This window comes from Methanosarcina sp. UBA289 (assembly GCA_002496565.1).
Lineage (GTDB): Archaea > Halobacteriota > Methanosarcinia > Methanosarcinales > Methanosarcinaceae > Methanosarcina.
Genome location: DAKJ01000024.1, coordinates 74,881 through 96,650, shown reverse-complemented (window position 1 = coordinate 96,650; position 21,770 = coordinate 74,881). Strand labels below are relative to the sequence as shown.

Below are 21,770 nucleotides of genomic sequence, written 5' to 3'. Positions count from 1 at the left end.
CCTATACTTTTGGTTCTTATAATTGTGGGCATATTTGGCTCTGTAGAAATCCTGTAGCTGGAAGAATCTCAAATACCTTTGACAAGGCGTGAACTGGATTTTTATAATTGAATCTGATCCGTTTCTGTTGATTTGAATAGAATTTCTACAAAGCCCTATAATAAATGTCTGCACCGATAACGAGTAACGGAAAAGCTCCTGTGATGCTCCAGATTTTCAGAGTGACTATTCTTTTTTCTCAACAAATACAACTGTATTGTATGCAGGAGGTTCGGGTTTGATTCGCTTATATTCTCTGTAACCTTCGGGCAAATCAAGCAAAAAGTCCCGGTTTACCAGCCTCATCAAGCCTTTCTCGTAGATCCTATAAGAAATCCTGCACCCTGGAGGTATTACTTTTAATAAATGATCGAGAATTTCTCTTTTAGGCTCAGCCTGGGCAGCTATTATGAGAGCCTTTGACCCGGCATCAGGATCCAGGAAATCAATTGGATTCATGGAGAGATGGCTTCCGTTAATAATAGTGATGTCTTTCGAAAGCCCGAGCTTGTCAAGCGTTTCTATTGAAAGCCTTGTCCTTTCAGGGTTTTGCTCTATCCCTGTACCTTTTACCGCATGATATTTGAAGAAAACAATAAGGGTAAGGGGAAGTGGCCCGCTCCCGAGGAAAAAAATCCTGTCTCCGGATTTTAATCCGAAACCTTCATATTCTGTCCTGATTAGCCTGAGATAATTTTTGTAAAAGGGATAATTTTCAAGCACATTCCAGGGTGATTGGCTTGCAAGGATTTCATTTGAGTACATGGTTTCCAGTCTCACTGTATATAAGTTCCTGAATCGGTTAATGTGAGCGAAAATTGGTTCCAGACCCTTTTTGTCCAGGAGAATAGAAACTACATCACTTTCTAAATTTTGTGTAATTAAAGCATCCAGTTTCAGAAATAATTTTTTGGGCCTTTCTGAAGAGCAGGAAAGGATCTCGTCATCAGAAAGAGCCTTTATTTCTTGATACAAACTGAAAATTTCTTTAAGAATAGATTCCGAGAATTTCAGATTCTCATTAATCACATTAACCACACCAATCCCCGAAGAGTATTATGGTGCACACGAATATATTTCTGTTGAAAAACCCAATGTAGAAACTCTCAACTCCGCAAAAGTCGACTCCGGCTATTTGGTTAACAAGACTGATTATCCAAGGAATGGAAATTCTGAAAATCCTTCTTCTTCAGGAAATCGTACTTCAGAGAACTCTTCATTTTCCGGCATTTATTCTGCCCTTGGATATTCAAACTCGATTAGTATAATTATTTACAGATATCTGAGTATAAGCAATACAGGAAACACATATAAGCCGGCTTGCCAGATATATATTGGAGAGAATATGAAAATTTTAGAGTGCAACACCATTGATATTGCCCCTACGATCTCGAGACTGCTGAAAATCCCTATGGTTCCGCCCACTGGCAGGCCAATTCCTGAAGTAGAGAGCTACGCTAAGGAAAGAGGCTGCAAAAGAGCAGTAATTATTGTCGTAGACAGTCTGGGTTATTCTCTTTATAAATATTTTTCTCCGATAATGAAAAACTTGACTAAAATTGCCGAAAAAGGACTCCTCTTTAGATGCAAATCCCCGGCAACTATAACATCCCCTGCGATTGCTTCAATATTTACAGGATATCTGCCAGAAGAGCATAATATTTACTCAACTGCGGACATTTATACCGAAAGGACAAAAGACTCGGAAAATCCGAAACTGAAAAGCATCATGGAATGGGCTTACAGATCAGGCATGAAAGCATCCGCAGTCATAGAGTCAGAAGGTGCGGAAAGTTTCAGGGGGAGAATAAAAGATTTTTATGGGGTGCCGGATTCCGAAGATATCCTGGATTATGACCTTCATATCACGAATTATGCACTACGTGCTCTTGAAGAAAATCCTGATATCCTGGCAGTTCACCTCAGAACCCTTGACCGTTTTTCCCACAGGGCAGAAAGCTGGAAAGAACTGGAAAAGGCTGCAAAATTCGTGGATGAAAACCTTGGCGAGATTTACAGGCATGCGGAAAAAGGAACGACTTTCTTCATCTGTGGAGATCACACAATTCACGGTGGGAAAAAGTGGTTAAAGAGTGCGGAAGGAGAACATATCAAAAACTATAGGCAAAATTTTGTGGCTCTTATTGTAGCCTGCAATAAGGAAACCTAATTTTTCTGTTTTTCCCTATAAAATTATTTCCTGTATAATTAGCAGATCAGAACTTTTGCTCGACTTCAAGCACTTTGCTGAAACACCGAATTGTCCGGCTGGTGTTCTTATGCAGAATTCCGATACCTCCTGCTTCTTTCCACTCGCGAATGTTTTCGGAGTTATCATCAATAAGAACCCTTGAAATCCCTGATTGTAAAGCTTTTTCCGGGCGGTAACAGAGAATTGCGGCCTCTGCATAAGATGACCCGAGTTCTTTCCTGAGCCATTTGATTTTTCCCTCTCTCGCATTGAATAAGGCTTTTTTCCTCTCAGGCCCGGGAAGCGCAGAAAGAATTGTTGGACAAAGTCCCGAGCTTCTAAGGAAACTGTGTAGCTCCTGCCCTCCGGGCATCCAGGACATCTCAGACCAGAACTCGATTCCTGCAGATGTGATCTTTTTCCAGAAGAGTTCTCTATCGTTGCTGTACAAGAACATCATATTGCCACCGAGCTTTTCGCAGGCGGCAGTGAAATCCGTAAGGACTCCATCCATATCAAGAAAGAGTTTTATTTCTTCCACGGGTTTTGGAGAAAAAGAGATATCAAGCGAATGATTTGAGATAGATCTCTGAAAGCTTACCGGATTGTTCTGGATCAAATTGTGCTGATTGAAAGAAATAGGCATAATAAACTTCCCTTAACTGCTCTGGCAGCAAATGACTTCCCATTTATCATAAAGATATCATAATAAAAAAACGTACTCGTTGTAAAAAAACTGATACAAAGGAAAGTGAGACGAAAAAAGTAAAAAGTAATAAATCAGTCCTCCTGAACAAATACCACGGTCTTTGCCATGATATCGTGAAAAGCCTGCTTTTTTGAAGTAAAAAGAATCAGCAAAAATCCTGTAAATAAAGGAATTGCAGCGAGAATTTTCATAATAAAGCGCTTTGTTGCCTGAATGAAGGAAATCCTGTTTCCGTTGAGGTCAGTAACAATAATGTTCATAGCTTGCTTGCCCACTGTTGACTTTAGGGTTGAACTCTCCTGAAAGACAAAATAAACCCACGTCGAGAGGAAGAACAGGACACAAAAAAGGGTCTTATTCATGGTTTCTGTAATTAGCTCTAGAAACATAAAAAGGAAAATAATTACAAAAATATCGATTATCGAGGCTATAAGCCTTCTGGAAATTCCGGAGTATGATTGCATTCTGTTCTCTCCAATTTAATTTATACAGATGCAGTGCTGAATAATAAAGTTAACTCTTTAAATAAAATACAAAAACGAAAAACATTGAAAATATGGAGTCATAAATGATTCAATGAATGTACATTGGGAAGCAAAACCGATAATAAAAGAGAAGGTAGAGAAGAGATTTACCTTCTAATCTGGAAGATTCCTATCTTCTTATCTGTCAATTTATAGCTTTCATTTTTTCTTTGAGATCGGGATTTCGATCTTATCTACGAGTTTCTTTACATCAGCCTTGATCTCGGAGGCAAGTTTTTTTGCACTATCGCCTGTTGTATCAACAAGTTTGTCAACTCTAGCAGTGATACTCTTTACCTCATTCTTTACGTCAATTGATTTTATTTCCTCTGATAGGGATTTTATTTCTGTGTTTATACCCTTTGCAAGTTTAGAGGCTTCATCCCCTGTCTTCTTTGCAAGAGTGTCAATGTCATTTCCAAGCTTTCCAACTTTTTCCTGTATTTTGGAACTCTTTTTTTCAGCTTCGGTTCCTTTACTTTCATTTTCCATTGTTTGTGCCATATAAACCCCTGTTTATTTTTGATATAAATAATGAATTTCTCTCAAAAAGAGAGACTATTTTTGTAGATATTTACTTATGGAATTTCCAAATTATAAAATTATCTTTAAAGGTAAAGAGTAAATTCTATTTTAAAATACCGTAAAACTCCTCACTGTCAAAACCACTGTTGAAACAAACACTGTTACGTTACAAGCTTATAAAGTATAAATTAAAATAGTATGCTTGTAAAAAGTAAAGCAACTTAACTGATTAAAAGAGTTTATGTAAAACTCCGGCAGGAAAGATGTAGCAGCCGAATCAGGATATCGTATTCAGGAAAAATCAGCTCTCTGCGATAGAGTAAGCCATTGAAGGTTATAGAGGAGATATGCAGACCTTAGTTATATGCATAGATAGAGATAACGATCTAGGCGAAAAAGCAAAACTCGAAACCCCAATAATAGGACGGGAGGCAAATGTTCACGCTGCTGTCGCACTTGGGATCGCAGACCCGGAGGATTCTGATACCAATACGATTTTCGGTGGGATCAAAATTCTTGATGAATTGCGGGCAAAAGGAGCCGACGCTGAAATAGTTTCTTTTGCAGGAGACAAAAACGTTGGAGTTATCTCAGACCAGAAAATTGCCGAGCAGCTCGAAATATTTCTCAATACGAATGATGTGAAGAGAGCGATATTTGTCTCGGATGGGGCAGAGGACGAAACGCTTGTGCCTATTGTCCAATCACGCATGAAAATTGACTCCGTAAAAAGAATCGTAGTAATGCAGAGTGAAAATCTGGAAAGTACCTATTATATCCTGAAACATGTCTTTAGCGACCCAAAGATTTCACAGACTTTCTTTGTACCTTTAGGGCTTGCTTTTCTCATTTATGCAATATTCCTGCTTGCCCACTATCCAGAAGGTGCAATTATAGGAATTCTTGCAGCTGTAGGGCTTTACATGCTGTATAGGGGTTTTGGGCTGGACGACCTTGTCGCTCTTGAAAAAGAAAGGCTTTGGGACGCTTTTCTGGAACAGAGAATGGTTTTTATCAGCTATACGGCTGCTCTGATTACAATCCTTGTAGCAACTTCATACGGAGCTATGGAAGTATGGAAGCTTTATTCCGCAGAAGGAATATGGTATCAAGGAATCCTTACGCTTGTCTCAGTATTCATCAATGCTTCAGTCTGGTGGTACGCAGGAGCCCTGCTGCTTGCTAATCTCGGAAAAATCTTCGATTTAAGGATGGATGATAAACCCATTTATAGAAATGTCGCGATTTCCCTGTTCGTGATTGCAACCGGGCTGCTCTTCTGGGGCGCAAGCACATATATTTTAGCGACAGCTTCCCTTTCGGACGGCATTGCCAATAATCCATCCCTTGCCCTCCAGTACTTTGTATATTCGGTCGCAGTTGCAATTCTTATCGCCCTTGCAGGCATAAAATACAGCGTATCAAACCAGGCTTCCGAAAACGGAAATAAAGGAAGAGATAGAAGAAAGAAAAAACTTACCTGATCGCAGGCGGCCTGCAAAAGGATTTAAGGCATGATAAGGCTAGAAGAGATCGAAAATCAGGGTAAAAACCCCATCAGGAAGATAAAAAAATGGAAAAAGCGGATGGAAATGTTGAAGTTGCAGTGCTCGGTGGCGTTGGTTTTAATTCATACCAGGAGTTTGAAAGCCAGTCAATACAGACTCCATATGGGGAAGTTACAGCATATCTCACTACTATAAGAGGGAAGAAAGTTGCAGTAATCCCCAGGCACGCAGGAGAAAACCATATTCCTCCTCACAAAATAAATTACAGGGCAAATATCTGGGCTGTACATTCCACTGGGGCAAAGCGTGTAATCTCTACGAATTCCGTGGGGTCTATGCGAGGACATCCAGTGGGCAGCTTTGTAGTTCTTGATGATTTTATAGATTTTACCCGGAACAGACCTTCTACCTTTTATGATAACAGGACCGTACATGTCGATGTGTCTGAACCTTATTGCCCTGAACTCAGGACAGCTCTCAGGGATGCTCTGGAAAAGCACGGGCTTCCCTATGCCGAGGGAATTTATGCCTGTACGGAAGGCCCACGTTTTGAGACCAGAGCCGAAATCCGCATGATGAACCAGTTTGCAGATGTTGTGGGCATGACCGGTGTACCTGAAGTAAGTCTTGCAAAAGAACTCAGTCTCTGTTATGCTTCTCTTGCCATCATCACAAATCAGGCCTGTGGAATGACCACACAGAAACTGACCGCTGATGAAGTCACCGAGGTTGTGGGAAAAGCTCAGGAAGCTATCTTTGAGATTATTTCGGACACGATAGAAAATATTCCGGAAACTCGAAACTGCAGGTGCAGGTTTGCGAAAGAAGGAGCCTGCTTGTGAGCTAACTTTGAGTCAAAATATATTCTGGACAAAAATATTCCCTGGACTACAGACTCAGGGATTTTACCCTTCGTTCTGTAAAACCATATTCAAATATGCAACAGGGAAGTTGCTTTTATATAAAGAATTTCTACTCTGGTATTTTCGATTAAGATTTTCATAAAATATTTTAATTAAATACTGCCATTAAACATTTTCATTAAATGTTTTCTTGATGTTATTTTCCAGATAATTTCTTCTCAAATAATTTCTTAAAATAATTTCTTAAAACAATTTCTTATAATAGCTTATTCAATACTATCGATACTAGATCCAATAGGCGACGATTGTATTTATATAAAAAATAAGTAATAAAATATTTATATAATAGTTGCCTATAAGGTGAGGTAGCAAATGTGATAAAATTATAAATAAGGAAGATACATAAGGTTTGCTTAGGAAGAGAAAATAGAGCAATGCATACCGAAAAATGACCTAAATGTAAATAATCGCTCGAAGTGTATTATAAAATTGCATAGAATTTAAGAGACTTGAATAGACTTTCACCTGTAAACGCAAATTATGCTGCCGGAAGCAAAAAAAGACAGCATAACATTAACTTTTAAAACTTCGAAGTTTAAGACTTTGGTAATTACAGGCTTTAAGAGAAAGCTTACTTACACCATTCATATATCAGGATAAAAAATCATGCTTTGGGTCCTAGGCTACGCTGAAAAATCGAAGATAAGAGTTATGGCTATAAAGGACCGGATGAAACAGCCGATTTATATGGCTGAGCTCCTTATAAAGGATAGTTACAAAGGACCTCGTCCTCATAAAATAAGGCTTCTCACCGGCAAGAAAAAAGAAGAATTCATTCCTCCCCAGCAGTTCATAGAGCTCCTACGCAGTGCAAACCGGATAATGCTCGCAGAAGGAGGAGATGCTGCAAATGAGGCTGCTTTTCTGGAAATGCTAAAAGGTTTCCAACTCAACGCGGACAAAGTTAAGATCTGCAAACACTGCTGGATAAAGAAACGTTTCAACTTTATAAATAGTAAATCTATCAAATACCATGATGAACTTATCTGCCTGGACTGTGCAAAAGAAGAACTTTTGCGTGCAGTACATACAGCTGATGTTAAGTATGGGGAAAAGTCCATAGATTTCTTGGAGCAGGTGCTCTCGAAAACCAGAGATCTGGGACGGACTATCAGGATGCTGAGCCCTGAAAGGCTAGATCCTGAGTTCACACGTTACGATACTATAAGAACAAATCCTACAAGTGCCACAGTTAGAGTAAAGAGCCTTCCTCTCCAAAAGAAATTTAAGGAAATGCTGCTCGAGAAATCCGAGACCCTGCTACCTGTCCAGGCGTTATCGGTAGAAGCCGGTCTTCTGGAAGGAAAAAACCAGTTTGTAGTCTCGGCAACAGCAACTGGAAAGACCCTTATAGGGGAGATGGCAGGCATCCAGAACCTTCTTGAAAAAAAAGGAAAAATGCTCTACCTCGTTCCCCTAGTTGCACTTGCAAACCAGAAGTATGATCAGTTCAAAGAGCGATATTCAAAACTCGGGCTTACCACTTCCATAAAGATAGGGGCAATTCTCATAAAAACATCTCAGCGCGTGAAAATGCAGACCAGCCCGAGTGCGGATATCATTGTAGGGACTTACGAGGGCATAGACCATATGCTGAGGTCGGGAAATGCCGATTTTCTGGGTAAGATAGGAACTGTGGTAGTAGACGAAGTCCATACTCTAGAAGACCAGGAAAGAGGTCACAGACTTGACGGGCTTATAGGAAGGCTGAGATACGTGGCTCCCGAAGCTCAATTCATCTATCTTTCGGCAACTGTTGCAAATCCTGCAGCCTATGCAAAGAAACTCGGAGCCAGGCTTGTCCGTTATGAGCACAGACCTGTCCCTATTGACAGGCATCTCCTATTCTGCCAGGAAAACGAAAAGTCAAAGTTGATTTCCCATCTTGCGAAAGAAGAATACTCAATGTTCTCTTCCAAAAAGCATAGAGGACAGACAATTGTCTTTACAAACTCTCGCCGAAACTGTCACAAGCTTGCAGGGGCTCTTTCGATTCAGGCGGCGCCCTATCATGCCGGGCTTTCCCAGTATGAAAGAAAGAGGGTTGAGACTCGTTTCGCAAAAGGAGAACTCCCAGTAATTGTGACCACGGCTGCTCTCGCGGCAGGTGTGGATTTTCCGGCTTCCCAGGTAATTTTTGAGTCCCTAGCAATGGGAATAGATTGGATTTCAGTCCAGGATTTTCTGCAGATGAGCGGGAGGGCAGGAAGACCTGATTACCACGACAGAGGAATTGTCGTGCTTATGCCCGTACCTGGAAAATCGTATTCAGGTTCCCAATCCGATACAGAAGAAGAAATTGCAATTAAATTACTCCAGGGAGAAATGCTCTCAGCAGGCGTACATTACGGAGAAGCTGAACAGCTTGAGGAAGTACTTGCATCAGTTGCAGTTACCTCCTCGGTGCAGGATCTTAGGATGATCCATAACCTGATGTTCGGAAGTTACGACCTTGACAAACTAATTTTGCGCCTCCAGAGTTATCGCTTTGTGGAAAGAAAAGGAAACCGAATAACGCTTACGCGTTTTGGAAAAATTATTACGGCTCATTTCCTTCCGGTATCAAAAGCTTTTCTGATCAGGGATGCAGTGCTTGGAGAGAATGAACCCCTGAAAATTGCAACGAACCTGGAGTTTTTCGATGCAGCTTATTTTAAGTACGCAAACCAGATAGGAAGCTCCCTGCATGTGAATATGCCTTCAAGGATTTTTCAGGGAGCTACCCTTGATATAATCTTTGATGGGGAGTCCCTTTCCCAGCTTGATGCAAAAATTCGGGAGCTCCTGTTAAACTTTGCTTCGGATTTTTTAACATGTTTATGCAAAGATTCGCCTTACTGCGGCTGCGCAGAACAGAAATTTTCGGAAAAAATAATTAAGCTGCGTACAGAAGCGCTTGACCCTTCAGAGATTGTAAAGAAACTTGAAGATAAGTACGGGATCTCGGCATACCAGGGTGACGTTTTCGGATACCTGGATAATGCAGTCAGAAACCTTGATGCCGTAGAGTTGATAGCAAAGGTACACTCCAAAAAGGGAGTTGCAGAAGAAGCAAAAAGACTTAAAAAGAAAGTCCAGGGTTAAAAGATCAAAAACGTTTTTGCAGATAATACTGTATAATGAGTTTACTGTATAATGAGTTTACTGTATAATGAGTTGAAGATGTTCCTGCTTATGCAGGACTGCATTGTTTATATGATAGAACCGCCGGCTTTTCAATAGCTGGCAGCACATGAGATCTAACCTGATCAGATGCTCTGAGAGCAAAAGTAGAGGTAATTCTATGACCGAGGATATTGAATCCAGGGAAAATATCGAAAGTGTAGCTCCTAAAAAGGCTAAAAAAGGCATTACAATCGAATTTGTGAAACCTGAAAACTTCAGGCAGATATATGCTATAGGAGCTGCAGGTGGGCACAGCCCTTATGATTTTAGGATCGGTTTTTACAATGACACTCCAAAGCTGTTCGGGGATGCCTCAGAGTCAAGGGTTATCCAGAGACGTATAGAAACCGAAGTAATACTCTCTCCGGTAGCTGCACTTGAGCTTTCCCGCTGGCTGACCCAGCATATAAATGAATACGAATCCGTTTTCGGACCCATTGCAAGAGCAATCCCGAGGCAGAGAAAGGAATCTGCAAAGCTTGTTGATGAAAGTACAGACCTCCAGGGTTACATTTGATATTCTCTCTGGCCCTTATGTATATGACTTTTACATTTATCCGGATAGATGTCCTGTAAGCCACACAAGCTTTTTTTAAAAAGCTTGACCAAAAACCAGTTATTAGGAGCAGTTATTAGGATAAGTGTCCTGTAAATCCTGGTACTCGGAAGCTTGATGTGGCTTCTGGAAGAATCTAGTTGATCTTGGGGATCTTTTAAGAGCTCTGGAGATCGATGGTTATATATCTCTGTAAAGGGTATGTAATTTTTAGTTTTTCTTAAAAGCCGGTGGAGTGACGATATAGAAAAATTTTTCGGTTACTGGCAGTAAGCGACTGATAAAGGCAACAAGCGGACTGCAGGCGTGAATGTGGCTCTGATACGGCTTGTCCCGCACCGGCTTGGGATGTAAAAACATAAACCCGGGAGTACGGGGAAGATTGAGAATAAATCAGCGAGGGTTTAAATTTGTTCCCAAATAAAAAAGTTCAGAAAATCGTTGGATCAAGGATCCAGGTAGAGATGAAAGGCGACCTTAATCTGCTTGAAGGTACCCTTAAGAGTGTGGATGACTACATGAACCTTCATCTTGTAGATACCATGGAGATTGTAAAGGGAGAAAAAGTTCGTTCTCTTGGTTCAGTAGTGCTTCGGGGTAATAACATCATACTGATCACTCCTGTAGAAGAATAAACTTCATAAGGAACTTTATTAGTGTGGAATCATGGATCTTGAAGAAGAAGCCTATAATATAATAAGAAGACATAAAGAAGGCGTTTTCCAGAACGTTATCTGGAAAGAGCTGGATATCGATAGCAGAAAATGCTCCAGGATCATAAAAAAGCTTCTGGATAAAGACCTAATTATACGAGAGGTTGGAGTCTCAAACGGGGCAAGAACATACCTACTGAAAGCAAAGGAAGAGGTTAAGGAAAAATACGACCTCTTGCTTGCAGGATCATTGTTTTCGGCTTGTACAGGCTGCACCGGCGATTGTCAACCCGAATATTGCGGAAGACTCGGTGAATGGATTGGCAATCTCATGGAAGAAGCTGAAAGATCGAAAGAGACCGGTGAAATTAAAGCTGATATCGAAGATGATGATGGAGATGAAGATATTTAAGAGAGATTTAGAATCCAACAGCCAATAACATTCTCGAAAGTGCCGACAGCCGCTAAATATATATAGAAGAACCCCTTATTGAAGAACCCCTTCAATAAGGGAAAATAAGACACAACAAAAGCTCCGGTAGTGTAGTCCGGCCAATCATTCCGGCCTTTCGAGCCGAAGACTCGGGTTCGAATCCCGGCCGGAGCACCATATTCTTTTTTGTAATAAATTTTTCATGATGTACTTTTTCATTGCGTATTTTTATACTGCGTTGGCTAAATTGTTCTTTTGACTTCCTTAAGATAATTACGGTTTTCTCTTAACATGCAACTTTGCAGAATTAACGCTGTCAATTGCCTATACAGAGGTTGAGCGCGAAAGTTCATGACCTATAGCCTGGCCGCCCAAATTCCTTAGTATTGACCATCTTTTTTAGAAAATCCTGTGAAACTTAAGAAATTATTTACAGTAAGTTGCGTTTTATATATAAATATGACATAAAATTATTTCAACAGTCGTTGCATAAAAAGTTATCTGGATAATAGATTACGCCAGAAGAGATAGGTAAGGGACAGATTTATATAATACTAAGTCTATTGAAGGTTTCGCTGTGAGATGCGATGTGCTCCGGTAGTGTAGTCCGGCCAATCATTCCGGCCTTTCGAGCCGAAGACTCGGGTTCGAATCCCGGCCGGAGCACCATATTCAATTTCTTACATTAAACTTCTTCTTACATTAAACTTCTTTTATATAATGACTTTTTCTAAAGAGACTTTTATGTAATGTTTTTTCTACAATGGTTTTTTATATTGACTTCTTTCTTTTGGTCATTTTTATTTAAATGTAGAAAAGATATATTTTTCAGGCTCTACTTCCGGTTTGTTAAAGATCTTAAGTGTTCAACCCTCCAGATCTGCTTCATTAACTCTAGCTTTCCCCAATTGCTTATTTAACTTTTTTAAGAATAAAAGAATGAAATTCCTTAATTTCCCTGATTTTTTCCAGATTCTGTTCTGCATCAAGCAGACCTGCCGTGTTAACGGATTCAAGCGCAGCCTTGGCGGCAAAGCAAGCTCCTTTCAAGCCCCGTTCCAAAGTGAGCACCCGGATAGTTTCCAAAGACCATGCTATCTGGATAAGGATGTTTTTCAGACTGTGTTTAGAGACCGCAGTGCCCATGTTTTCAAGTGATTCAATCACTGCCTTTGCATAAGGTTCATTGTTTCCCCTTACAGCGGCATTGCCCAGATCTTCAAGAATAACTGCAGCTTCCAGAGCACTAGTTTCTATTGCCTGTTCTACCGAAGTAACTCCAATCTCTCCAAGGAAGCCTATAGAAGCAATACCAGCACCATGAGATTTTTTTTTGAGGGATTTCAGGGACAACTGCATAAGGTAAATCTCAGAAAGACTTGTCAGGGTTTCCATATTCTGTCTTGAAAAGGTCTTCCCGCAAGTTCCAAGCGACTCAACTACACCTCTGGCTGCTGCATCCAAGCCTTTTTCCGTAAACTCCAAGGCAAGACTCCCGACAATAGACAAAGCCTTTATAGCAAGTGGTTCCCTTTTCTCACCAGCAGCTTCAAGTGCTATATCTCCAAGAACACGCCCTGACACTGAACATGCCTGCTCCATTTTCATTTCAGCAGTTACCCTCGCTATATCCCCTATCGAGACAATAAGTGTTTTTATATCCAACTCGTTTTCAGCATCAGCATTTAAATGAATCAACTGGAATACAAAACCCTTGAGTTTTTCAAGAGCTTCTACTGTTCCTCTCAGATCCCCACTGTACGCTTTTTTGAATCCGTCTTCAATAGTCCTGACTTCATCAAGCTCATTTTCATTAAATGGCGAAATACCAACCCCACAATAATTCTTGTTAATCCTATGTCCCCTTACTCCAGATTAGGTTTCCTATAGAAATCAATCTCCTGCCCTTTAAATTTCTTATATTAATCCGGAATTCTGCCACATTTATGCCTATTAGGTAGCAAACCATTCCTGATTTATCCAAAGCTTAGGAATTCATTATCTAGCTCCTAAAAAATTAATGATCCGGATGTTAAGCCAGTATTACTAAATAAGAAGATTATTTTATCGCCGGATAGCGATAAAAAGGTAAAAATCTCACTTAATGTATCATAAGCTGGCTAATATAAACTATCTGATATTTCGGATTCAATAATAGAAATTTAATTTTTGGCAGGCAGCAGTATAAAACTTAATCAGCTTATCCGAAGTAAATCCGGATTATAGAAGAAACAATAGTAGTAATCTTTGTACTAATAAAAGCATTAACTAACAAAGAAATTATTAAGAGACCAAAACTCCTTAATTGGTCTGTTTCGCGGAGATTGGTATAAAAAATTTTAGAAACAAAAATCCATACAATTAAAGAATAAATTACTTTTGTTAGTATTCATACAAACAGAAGTGCCTCATAAAAGTGACTCATCAAAGGACTTAAATAGAATAGGGCAGTTATAGATTGTTTGAAAGATTTATTGAAGGTAAGGGTTGGGGATAATTCAAAAGCTGAACTTCTAAAATTAGAAGAATTAGATTGTTAATACAATTTATTCCAGAATAATAAACTATGTTATTTTATAATGACGCTAAAAGATCATAAGTATATTTTATATAAATGTTAAAAATATAATTAAGTTAAAAATTAAGTTAAAAATTAAGTTAAAAATTAAGTTAAAAATTAAGTTAAAAATTAAGTTAAAATTAAGTTAAAATTAAGTTAAAATTAAGTTAAAATTAAGTTAAAGGTTGGTAATTGATTGAGAGCTCTGTTTGATGACCCTAGAACTCTCAATCGGTGAAACCCCCTTGAAGAATACTCCCCAATATTCTTCTCATAGCTGTAAGAGAAACAGTGCAGACATTCAATTGGTTGTTAATTGGTTGTGATTGATGTGGTGATTGATTGAGAGCTCCTAATGTGATCCCTGAGCTCTCAATCGGATGAAACCCCTACAAAAAACTCCCCATACGCTATGCACAAAGGTGCACTATTGCGCTTCTCTTACAACTACATCCTTCTAATGCTGAAATTGTATATATAATAAATTACGTCAAATATTCAATTGCCTATCGTTTTTGTAGTATCATAAACTTTTGGATAGAAGAACAATTTCCAATATGCTCCAAAAATAAGATCAATCCTTAAAATTTGCTGACATCTAATTTTTTGATGGCTTTAAATTTTAAAGCAAAAGAATTAAGGAATTAAATCAGAATGAAAAATAAAAATCGACCTGAATGGCCGATAGCACTACCAATTAGGAAAATAATATTTGATAAACTATTTTTCAATAGCTGTCGTTTTAATCAATTGTTGTTTTCATCCTGCTTATTAAGAAGTTCGACAGCAAGTTCCCTTAGCCTGTACTTTTGAATCTTACCGCTTGCTGTCAGCGGGAATTCATCTACAATGAATACATGTTTTGGAGCCTTATAACGGGCGATCTTTCTTTTGGCATAGTCTCTGATATCGGCTTCTGTAAGATCTGCACCTTTATTAAGAATCACAAAGGCACCTACGATTTCCCCATACTTTTTGTCAGGGATACCCACAACCTGGACGTCTGTAACTCCGGGAATGGTAAGCAGGAATTCCTCGATCTCCCTTGGATAGATGTTTTCCCCTCCCCGAATAATCATGTCCTTAATTCTGCCTGTGATTCTGTAATAGCCGTTTTCATCGCAGGTTCCCAGGTCTCCACTATGAAGCCAGCCATCTTCATCAATTACCTTTTTCGTTTCTTCGGACATCTTATAGTAGCCTTTCATCACATTATACCCGCGGCAGCAGAGTTCCCCAACGGTGTTCGTAGGCACGGGTTCATTGGTATCCGGATCAACTACCCTGACTTCAACGCCCGGGAAAGACTTCCCTACGGTTTCAACTCTCAGCTCTACAGGATCATCCACAGTGGTCTGGGTCATGCCTGGAGATGCTTCCGTAAGCCCGTAAACACTCGTAATCTGAGAACAATGCATGTCTTTTACGACCTTTTTCATGGCTTCGATAGGGCAGGTTGAACCAGCCATGATCCCTGTCCTTAGGGACGAAAGATCAAACATATCAAACATCGGGTGTGTATACTCTGCAATAAACATTGTAGGCACGCCGTAGAGTGCCGTACATTTCTCTTTCTGGACTGCTGCAAGCGCAAGCAGGGGATCGAAAACTTCGAGCATAACAACCGTTGCCCTGTGAGTCAAAATTGCCATAATTCCGAGCACGGTCCCAAAGCAGTGGAAAAGAGGCACAGGCAAACAGATCCGGTCCTTATAGGTAAATTTCTGACGGTCGCCTATTGAGAGCCCATTGTTGAGGATATTTTTGCTGGTCAGCATAACCCCTTTTGGAAAACCAGTGGTTCCCGACGTATACTGCATATTGACCACGTCATCACCAGTGACACTTTCCATAATCTCTTTAAGCTCGTCATCAGGGTAATGGCTGCCAAGAAGTAGAAGCTCGTTGGTGCTATAAATTCCCCTGTGCTTTTCCTGTCCTACATAGATTATGCTCTTAAGACATGGAAACTTCTTGCTTTTCAGACGCCCTCTTTCCGAGTTCTTGAGCTCAGGAACCAGCTCATTCATTATTTCAAGATAATCAACGTCTCTGAAGCTATCAATCAAAGCCAGGGCCCTCATATCGGACTGTTTTAATACATATTCTACCTCATGGCTTTTGTAGGCGGTATTTACAGTAACAAGCACTGCTCCGATTTTCGCAGTTGCAAACATGAAGGTAAGCCAGTCAGGGACATTTTTTGCCCAGATCCCCACATGGTCTCCTTTTTTTATTCCGATAGCGAGCAGCCCTTTTGCAAGGTTATTAACTCTTTCATTGAACTGCCCATAAGTAAAACGAAGGTTACGGTCTGGATAAATTATAAACTCATGGTCAGGATCTATAGCCACTTGTTTTTCAAAGAATTTACCCAGGGAGTCTTCTATAAGATGCATGGTTTCAGCCTCTCACATTCATTACATATTTTTAGAAACTGTTGGCTTGCGAGCAGCTATGTCTCGTATACTCCAAAGCCCGGTTTGCGGGCGGTCAGTCAAGTACATTCAAATAGAGCAAGGGGAATCAATCCGTATCCGTTTTAGCATTATCCATCACAGGAAGCATATGCTCTGTCAGAATTTTGCGGATTGAATCAGGAAGAGGCATTGCTTTCTGGAGCTTGAAATCGTAATAAACCAGCACTGCCTGGCCCTTTACCTTGAGTTCGCCTTCCTGCCACGCCTCGTGTCCGACAGTAAAGGAGCTGTTTCCTATCTTTGCAATAAAAGTTCTTATTTCCACATCAGACCTGAAATACATCTGGCGTAGAAAATCAAACTCAGTCCTGACAAGAATCAGATGCCATACATCAGGGCTAAGATCAAGGTCCGGTGAAAAAAGCCGGAATATAGAGTTTCTTCCAATTTCGAACCAGACAGGGAGGACAGTATTATTCACATGCCCAAGCCCATCTATGTCCCCAAAGCGCGGACTAACGATTGTACTGAACATTTTTGATTCCTTAACTCTCAAGTACTTGTATTTAATTTCTTAAATCTGGAGTTTTCAGCCAGTTAAAATTAAGTTCTTACTTTCTCCTCTACCTGACTGCGACTTTACAGAGGAGCATAGACTACAGCTAGAATTTTTGCGTCCTCTTTTCCTGCTGCATGGACGTCATGCGGGATAATAGAGTCGTAGTAAATGCTGTCTCCAGCATTTAGCCGATGAGTATCCTTTCCGTAAAAGATTTCGATTTCCCCGGACAAGACATAAATGAACTCCTCTCCTTCGTGAGAAGAGAGCTGGTGGCTTTCCTCGGGGGAAGGATGAATATCAATAATGAAAGGCTCCATGTTGCGGTCTGCTTTGTCCGAGGCAAGGGAATAAAACTCAAGAGCACTCTTCTTGGGCCTCTCAGTCTTCCCCGAAAAACGGACTACGTTCTCTGACAGTCCTGCCCTGACAATAACAGGTCCGCTCTGAGGCATATCGTCCAGAAAAGTACCGAGACGTACGCCTAAAGCCCGGGCAATTTTTAAGAGAGGTGTTAAGGACGGAACCAGGGCTCCGTTTTCTAGCTGCTGGATTAATTCCTCGCTGCTCTGACTGGCTTCAGCCAGCTCTTCAACAGTCATTTCCCTAGCTTCTCTAAGCTGGCGTATTTTACTACCGACACGGTTCTCTTCTGACATTATTACTTTCCTCACAAATGTTTTAAGGTAGCGGACTCCGTAAAAAATAAACCGGAATCCGATTGATAGCCTTGAAGGCTTATCTCTTTTGCATCAATCTATTATAAAAATTATACGTTAAAGTTTGAGTTTAAATATTCCATGAAATCCAAATGTAAAGTAGGACAGTAAAACAGGTAGGGGAGATACAGTACTACAGGCAGATACAGCCCGGTGAGATATAGTAGAGCTTAAATGGCAAAGGAAAAAGAAAATTCAGGATTTTACTCAAACCTAAAGTTGAATCCAATCCTTTACTCAAAACTAAAATTTATCTGATAACTAAAATTTATCCGATTCTTTACTCAAACTGGAAATTGCAATTTATGCCCTCAGGATCAAAACAGAGATTACAGGAGACACATCTTGCTTTTTTAACCTCTCCGGATTTGAATTTCAAGACAATGTCAGGTTCGCTAATAAAGACCCTGCTCATAGAAATCATATCTGCAAACCCGTTTTCAAGCAGATCATTAATAACTGAAAGCGACCTGATACCGCCTACAAGAATTACTGGAATACTTACTGCATTTTTTATTGCTTTAGAACAATCTCTGAAATACGCTTCTTTGGCAGGACTGTTGATTGCGGTCCTTATAGTTACCCCACCTGCCTCACCTATTCCTCCGCTAACTTCAATTGCACATACTCCTGCCTTTTCCAGAAACTTTGCAATTTCTACCGCCTGCGAAATATCAAGTCCCTTTTCAGCTTTTGAACAACCAGGCTGGAAGCCATCGGTTGAATTTAGTTTGACCAGAACGGGAAAAGAATCTCCGGCCTCCTCTTTTATGCGCCTGACAATTTCCGTGATAATCCTTGCTCGGTTTTCTATCGAGCCTCCCCAGCGATCCGTCCGCCTGTTAGTATAGGGAGAAATGAAATTACTTAAAAGGAAGCCATGGGCACAGTGAAGCTGCACACCGTCAAAACCTGCCTTTTGTGCTCGAATAGCCGCCTTTGTAAAAGCTTCAATTATTTCCTGAATTTCCTGTTCGGTCATTTCCCTCGGTACAACTGCCGAATGACTGTCTTTTACTTCCGAAGGAGCCATAGGAACCGGATATTCGTCCGAAATGTTCGCCTGCCGCCCTCCGTGCACGATCTGGAGCACGATTTTGCTTTTGTATCTATGCACCCTTTCAGTTATCTTCCTGTAGGGTTCAATAAAACGATCATCATAAATGCCCTGCTGGTAGATATCACTCTGCCCGCCCGGAAGAACATAGGAATAGCCGGTTATAATCAGCCCGACATCGTTTTTTGCAAGCTCTTCATAAAGGTCTCCAAGCCGGGAAGTGGGCGTTCCGTCTTCCTCAGCCAGAAATTCGTGAGTTGCGGACCTTACAAAGCGGTTCTGGAGTTCCAGGTTGCAGACAGTTATAGGGTCAAAAATCATGAGGAAAAATAGGATCAGGAAGGTAAATAATTATCCAGGATTCCTGGATGAAGGAAATCTTGCGTTAGGCTTAAAGTTCTTTTCAACTGCGACAAGAAAGGAGAAAAGAATTTAATCAGGCAATTTCACTTGCGAACTCAATGGGGTTATCTGGATCATCAATGATATTAATATGCAGTTTTTCTGAACCACCTAAATTAGCAGCGTAACTTGCCGTTACTCTTTGTCCAAATGTAGATTTATTATCCAGAATAATTTCATACTTATATTGCCCCAACTCGGCATTTATTTTCGGCGAAGAGATCGTATCTCCGGGGTTAATTGTATATTTTTCTTTGAATACGGACTTATTATTAAAATCAAAAATCTCAATAGACATTACATGCTTTTTGGAATCACTATTTCTGAGGGAAAATTGTAGAGGATCAATTCCCATTTTTTCCAGTCTTTCCTTTTCTTTTTCCCAATCTTGCATAAATATAACGTGAACTATTTTTCCTTTATATCTTTTATCAGTATGGGCAATATTGTATGTAACATTCCACGGCTCCCCGGGTTCAACAGACCCATATAAATATTCTCCGTCTATATATAAGTCAGCTTTTCCCTGTTTACTTCCGATAATATGTCCTGTATAATAATAGTAGTACCCGTTTTCACCACTTTTTCTTGAAACATCCTGTATTCTAATCTTAAAATTTTCCCCCATTAATTTAAGAGTCACATTTCCTTTATCTGCATCCTTCCTGAGTTTATCAGTGTTTATGACTACTGCTTCAAAGCCATCCCAATCTTCCGAAACCTCAAAGAAATTGCTGTTGTTAACTTCTATTTTTTGAATTATACCGTTGTCGTCCGGAATGTCTTCGTTGCTGGAGCCAGAATAAACAGAAAAAACGGCAATCCCTAATAAAATTAGTATTACAGCGGCTAGAATTTTAAAATTCATAACATTGCCTCAAAAATTAATAAGTTAATATCTGTATTAGGTAGAACGTTTATCAAATTATCCAACAAAATTAAAAGAGCTAGAAAAACAGAAAATATGCTATAAAGTAATAGGAGCACCAGTTAAGCGCTGTTCCGCTAAAGGGCTTTTTAAAGATTACTTTATCAATTTAAATTCTTATAAGGCTTTTGTCTTTAGGAATTATTTCTTCAAGCTTCTGAGAACATTCTGCAGAAAGCCCTTCTTTTCAAAATACTGCTGGTGATACTCCTCAGCCATATAAAACTCGGAAACCGGCACAATCTCGGTCACTATGGGGTTTTTGAAAGCCCCTGATTTTTCAAGTTTTTCTTTTGAAGATAACGCAGCAGCTTTTTGCTTCTCGTCATGGTAAAAGATAACTGAACGGTATTGTTTTCCGACATCAAAACCCTGTCTATCCTTTGTAGTGGGATCATGAATTTTCCAGAAGACATCAAGTAAGGTTTCATAAGACACCACTTTTGGGTCGAAGATCACCCGAACTGCTTCGGCATGCCCGGTATCAAGAGTACAGACCTGCTCGTATGTAGGGCGTTCAAAATGCCCGCCGCTGAAGCCAACGGCAGTTGCAACCACACCTTTAACTTGGCGGAAAGCTTCTTCAATGCCCCAGAAGCAACCTGCAGCAAAGGTTGCTTTTTCCAGGTTGCCCCCAGGATTTTCGAAGAAATCTGGATTCATTTCAGACATTCGATTTTCCTCCACTCTCCACATCTCAAAAATTATTTCTTACTGTATTTTCCCATCAACTCCCCTTCGGCAATAATATGTCCTATCATTCCCTTTTCAAGGTCTTTTCGTCCTGCCCCTGCTTTAAGATCGAGCTGCCTGTCCAGAGCATAGACCCGGAAGAAGTATCTGTGTGTGCCCGAGGGAGGACATGGCCCACCGTATCCTATCTTTTTGAAATCGTTCATTCCCTCGACCCCGGGTATACTGTCTTCTTCTATTTTCGCTACAGGCTCTATGTTCCAGACAATCCAGTGAGTAAAAGTTTTCATTGGAGCGTCAGGGTCGTCTACAATTAGCACTAAACTTTCGGCCTCTTCAGGAATCCCTTCGAATTCCAGAGGCGGGTTTACATTCGTTCCGTTACATGTATACTTTACTGGAATACTGCCGTTTGCTGCAAATGCGCTGCTAAAAACCTTTATATTCTGAATATTCATGTTTTCATCCCCTTTGCCGGCTTCGGGAGATTCGTTACTTACAGGTGTCCCTGTATTCTCTTTTTCAAAACATCCCGAAATCAAAAGTATTCCTGCAAGTAAGAATATCAAAACAACTCCACCGGCCTGTCTGTTCATGTACAGCACCACCTCGTGACAGCAGGAAAACTGCCCAACAATGTAATATTAAAGTTAAAGAGATATAACCTTAAGGCCTTGGTTATGGTATGTACTAAAATTAATCCTAAAAGACTGAGCCTTATAACGCACTTAGAGATTTGACTTAAGGTTTAACTCAGATACATTTACCCCCAACTGGATATCCGGCAGGCAACAGACAAACTCCTTCGCTAACCTGTTTGCCTGCCGAAACATTAGAAGAAAAGGCCCTTACAGCCGTTTTCAGAAGCCTCAGACTGAAATCCTGAAAGAAAAAAGCAAGTTCAGTCTTCCACATCAAAAGATTGGATAATATCGTGGACTGTAAGTTCTCCTTTAGCCACGCGCTGAACAAGCGGATAGATAAATGAACAATCATCGATTGCAGCCCAGCGTGCTTCTCCTACCCGTCTTACAACTTCGTCCATTATGTCGCCACATGTCTTGCAATACCTTCCTTCACTCTCTGCTCCACAGCTTTCACATTTCATTGAAAACCCCTCATAATCCTATGGGAAAGTCGACAATAAATAAATTATGGTGGTATGTGAGCATATTTTCACAGTATTGAAAAAGGGAATATAAAAAG

Annotated in this window: 21 protein-coding genes and 2 tRNA genes; 9 read left to right on the top strand and 14 right to left on the bottom strand. The window is 40.2% G+C overall.

The window, feature by feature from the left end; all coding sequences use genetic code 11:
• Positions 1-225: 225 nt before the first annotated feature.
• Positions 226-1,077, bottom strand: coding sequence for a nicotianamine synthase family protein (locus BP549_RS13420; RefSeq protein ID WP_292381408.1), 852 nt, complete (start codon positions 1,075-1,077; stop codon positions 226-228).
• 307 nt (positions 1,078-1,384) lie between these two features.
• On the opposite strand from BP549_RS13420, the gene BP549_RS13415 reads away from it, so the two are divergent.
• Entirely contained in the window at positions 1,385-2,209 is an 825-nt protein-coding gene (locus BP549_RS13415) for an alkaline phosphatase family protein (protein WP_292381406.1), read from the top strand.
• A 46-nt stretch (positions 2,210-2,255) separates the two neighbouring features.
• Here BP549_RS13415 and BP549_RS13410 read toward each other — a convergent pair whose 3' ends face one another.
• From BP549_RS13410 to BP549_RS13400, 3 genes are all read right to left on the bottom strand, one after another.
• Positions 2,256-2,876: a hypothetical protein gene (locus tag BP549_RS13410; protein ID WP_292372955.1), complete on the bottom strand. Its 621-nt coding sequence runs from the start codon at positions 2,874-2,876 to the stop codon at positions 2,256-2,258.
• Positions 2,877-3,010: 134 nt separating this feature from the next.
• Positions 3,011-3,403, bottom strand: a complete 393-nt coding sequence (locus tag BP549_RS13405; protein ID WP_292381403.1) for an RDD family protein — start codon at positions 3,401-3,403, stop codon at positions 3,011-3,013.
• 219 nt (positions 3,404-3,622) lie between these two features.
• The gene (locus BP549_RS13400; RefSeq protein WP_292381401.1) at positions 3,623-3,967 is read right to left on the bottom strand and encodes a hypothetical protein; all 345 of its coding nucleotides are present in this window, start codon (positions 3,965-3,967) and stop codon (positions 3,623-3,625) included.
• Positions 3,968-4,335: 368 nt separating this feature from the next.
• Here BP549_RS13400 and BP549_RS13395 point away from each other — a divergent pair, with 368 nt between their 5' ends.
• From BP549_RS13395 to BP549_RS13360, 8 genes are all read left to right on the top strand, one after another.
• A complete protein-coding gene (locus BP549_RS13395; protein WP_292372960.1) occupies positions 4,336-5,472 on the top strand; it encodes a DUF373 family protein in 1,137 nt (378 codons plus the stop codon).
• A gap of 89 nt (positions 5,473-5,561) precedes the next feature.
• Positions 5,562-6,338 carry an S-methyl-5'-thioadenosine phosphorylase gene (gene mtnP, locus BP549_RS13390; protein WP_292381399.1) on the top strand — a complete coding sequence of 259 codons (777 nt, stop codon included), beginning with the start codon at positions 5,562-5,564 and terminating at the stop codon, positions 6,336-6,338.
• 684 nt (positions 6,339-7,022) lie between these two features.
• Positions 7,023-9,503, top strand: a complete 2,481-nt coding sequence (locus tag BP549_RS13385) for a DEAD/DEAH box helicase (RefSeq protein WP_292381536.1) — start codon at positions 7,023-7,025, stop codon at positions 9,501-9,503.
• A gap of 199 nt (positions 9,504-9,702) precedes the next feature.
• The gene (locus tag BP549_RS13380; RefSeq protein ID WP_292381397.1) at positions 9,703-10,101 is read left to right on the top strand and encodes a DUF3467 domain-containing protein; all 399 of its coding nucleotides are present in this window, start codon (positions 9,703-9,705) and stop codon (positions 10,099-10,101) included.
• 449 nt (positions 10,102-10,550) lie between these two features.
• Positions 10,551-10,775 (top strand): LSM domain-containing protein, encoded by a 225-nt coding sequence (locus BP549_RS13375; protein ID WP_048107204.1) that lies wholly within the window; start codon positions 10,551-10,553, stop codon positions 10,773-10,775.
• A 31-nt stretch (positions 10,776-10,806) separates the two neighbouring features.
• Positions 10,807-11,205, top strand: a complete 399-nt coding sequence (locus BP549_RS13370) for a helix-turn-helix transcriptional regulator (protein WP_292381395.1) — start codon at positions 10,807-10,809, stop codon at positions 11,203-11,205.
• 120 nt (positions 11,206-11,325) lie between these two features.
• Positions 11,326-11,403 (top strand) — tRNA-Glu (locus BP549_RS13365).
• A gap of 414 nt (positions 11,404-11,817) precedes the next feature.
• Positions 11,818-11,895: transfer RNA gene (locus BP549_RS13360), tRNA-Glu, on the top strand.
• 243 nt (positions 11,896-12,138) lie between these two features.
• On the opposite strand, the gene BP549_RS13355 is transcribed toward BP549_RS13360, so the two are convergent.
• From BP549_RS13355 to BP549_RS13310, 10 genes are all read right to left on the bottom strand, one after another.
• Positions 12,139-12,924: a hypothetical protein gene (locus BP549_RS13355; RefSeq protein ID WP_292381393.1), complete on the bottom strand. Its 786-nt coding sequence runs from the start codon at positions 12,922-12,924 to the stop codon at positions 12,139-12,141.
• 1,608 nt (positions 12,925-14,532) lie between these two features.
• Positions 14,533-16,185, bottom strand: coding sequence for an AMP-binding protein (locus tag BP549_RS13350; RefSeq protein WP_292381391.1), 1,653 nt, complete (start codon positions 16,183-16,185; stop codon positions 14,533-14,535).
• A gap of 127 nt (positions 16,186-16,312) precedes the next feature.
• Positions 16,313-16,741 carry an acyl-CoA thioesterase gene (locus BP549_RS13345; protein ID WP_292373294.1) on the bottom strand — a complete coding sequence of 143 codons (429 nt, stop codon included), beginning with the start codon at positions 16,739-16,741 and terminating at the stop codon, positions 16,313-16,315.
• Between the two features lie 104 nt (positions 16,742-16,845).
• Positions 16,846-17,424 (bottom strand): helix-turn-helix domain-containing protein, encoded by a 579-nt coding sequence (locus tag BP549_RS13340; RefSeq protein ID WP_292372977.1) that lies wholly within the window; start codon positions 17,422-17,424, stop codon positions 16,846-16,848.
• Positions 17,425-17,764: 340 nt separating this feature from the next.
• Entirely contained in the window at positions 17,765-18,862 is a 1,098-nt protein-coding gene (locus tag BP549_RS13335; RefSeq protein WP_292381388.1) for an NADH:flavin oxidoreductase, read from the bottom strand.
• 115 nt (positions 18,863-18,977) lie between these two features.
• Positions 18,978-19,811: a hypothetical protein gene (locus BP549_RS13330; protein WP_292381384.1), complete on the bottom strand. Its 834-nt coding sequence runs from the start codon at positions 19,809-19,811 to the stop codon at positions 18,978-18,980.
• 201 nt (positions 19,812-20,012) lie between these two features.
• A complete protein-coding gene (gene msrA, locus BP549_RS13325) occupies positions 20,013-20,543 on the bottom strand; it encodes a peptide-methionine (S)-S-oxide reductase MsrA (protein ID WP_292381382.1) in 531 nt (176 codons plus the stop codon).
• 32 nt (positions 20,544-20,575) lie between these two features.
• Positions 20,576-21,160: a YbhB/YbcL family Raf kinase inhibitor-like protein gene (locus BP549_RS13320; RefSeq protein ID WP_292381381.1), complete on the bottom strand. Its 585-nt coding sequence runs from the start codon at positions 21,158-21,160 to the stop codon at positions 20,576-20,578.
• A gap of 157 nt (positions 21,161-21,317) precedes the next feature.
• Positions 21,318-21,479: a hypothetical protein gene (locus BP549_RS13315; RefSeq protein ID WP_292372987.1), complete on the bottom strand. Its 162-nt coding sequence runs from the start codon at positions 21,477-21,479 to the stop codon at positions 21,318-21,320.
• Positions 21,466-21,672, bottom strand: a complete 207-nt coding sequence (locus BP549_RS13310; protein ID WP_292372988.1) for a hypothetical protein — start codon at positions 21,670-21,672, stop codon at positions 21,466-21,468. Before BP549_RS13310 ends, BP549_RS13315 begins: the two co-directional genes overlap by 14 nt.
• Positions 21,673-21,770: the final 98 nt, after the last annotated feature.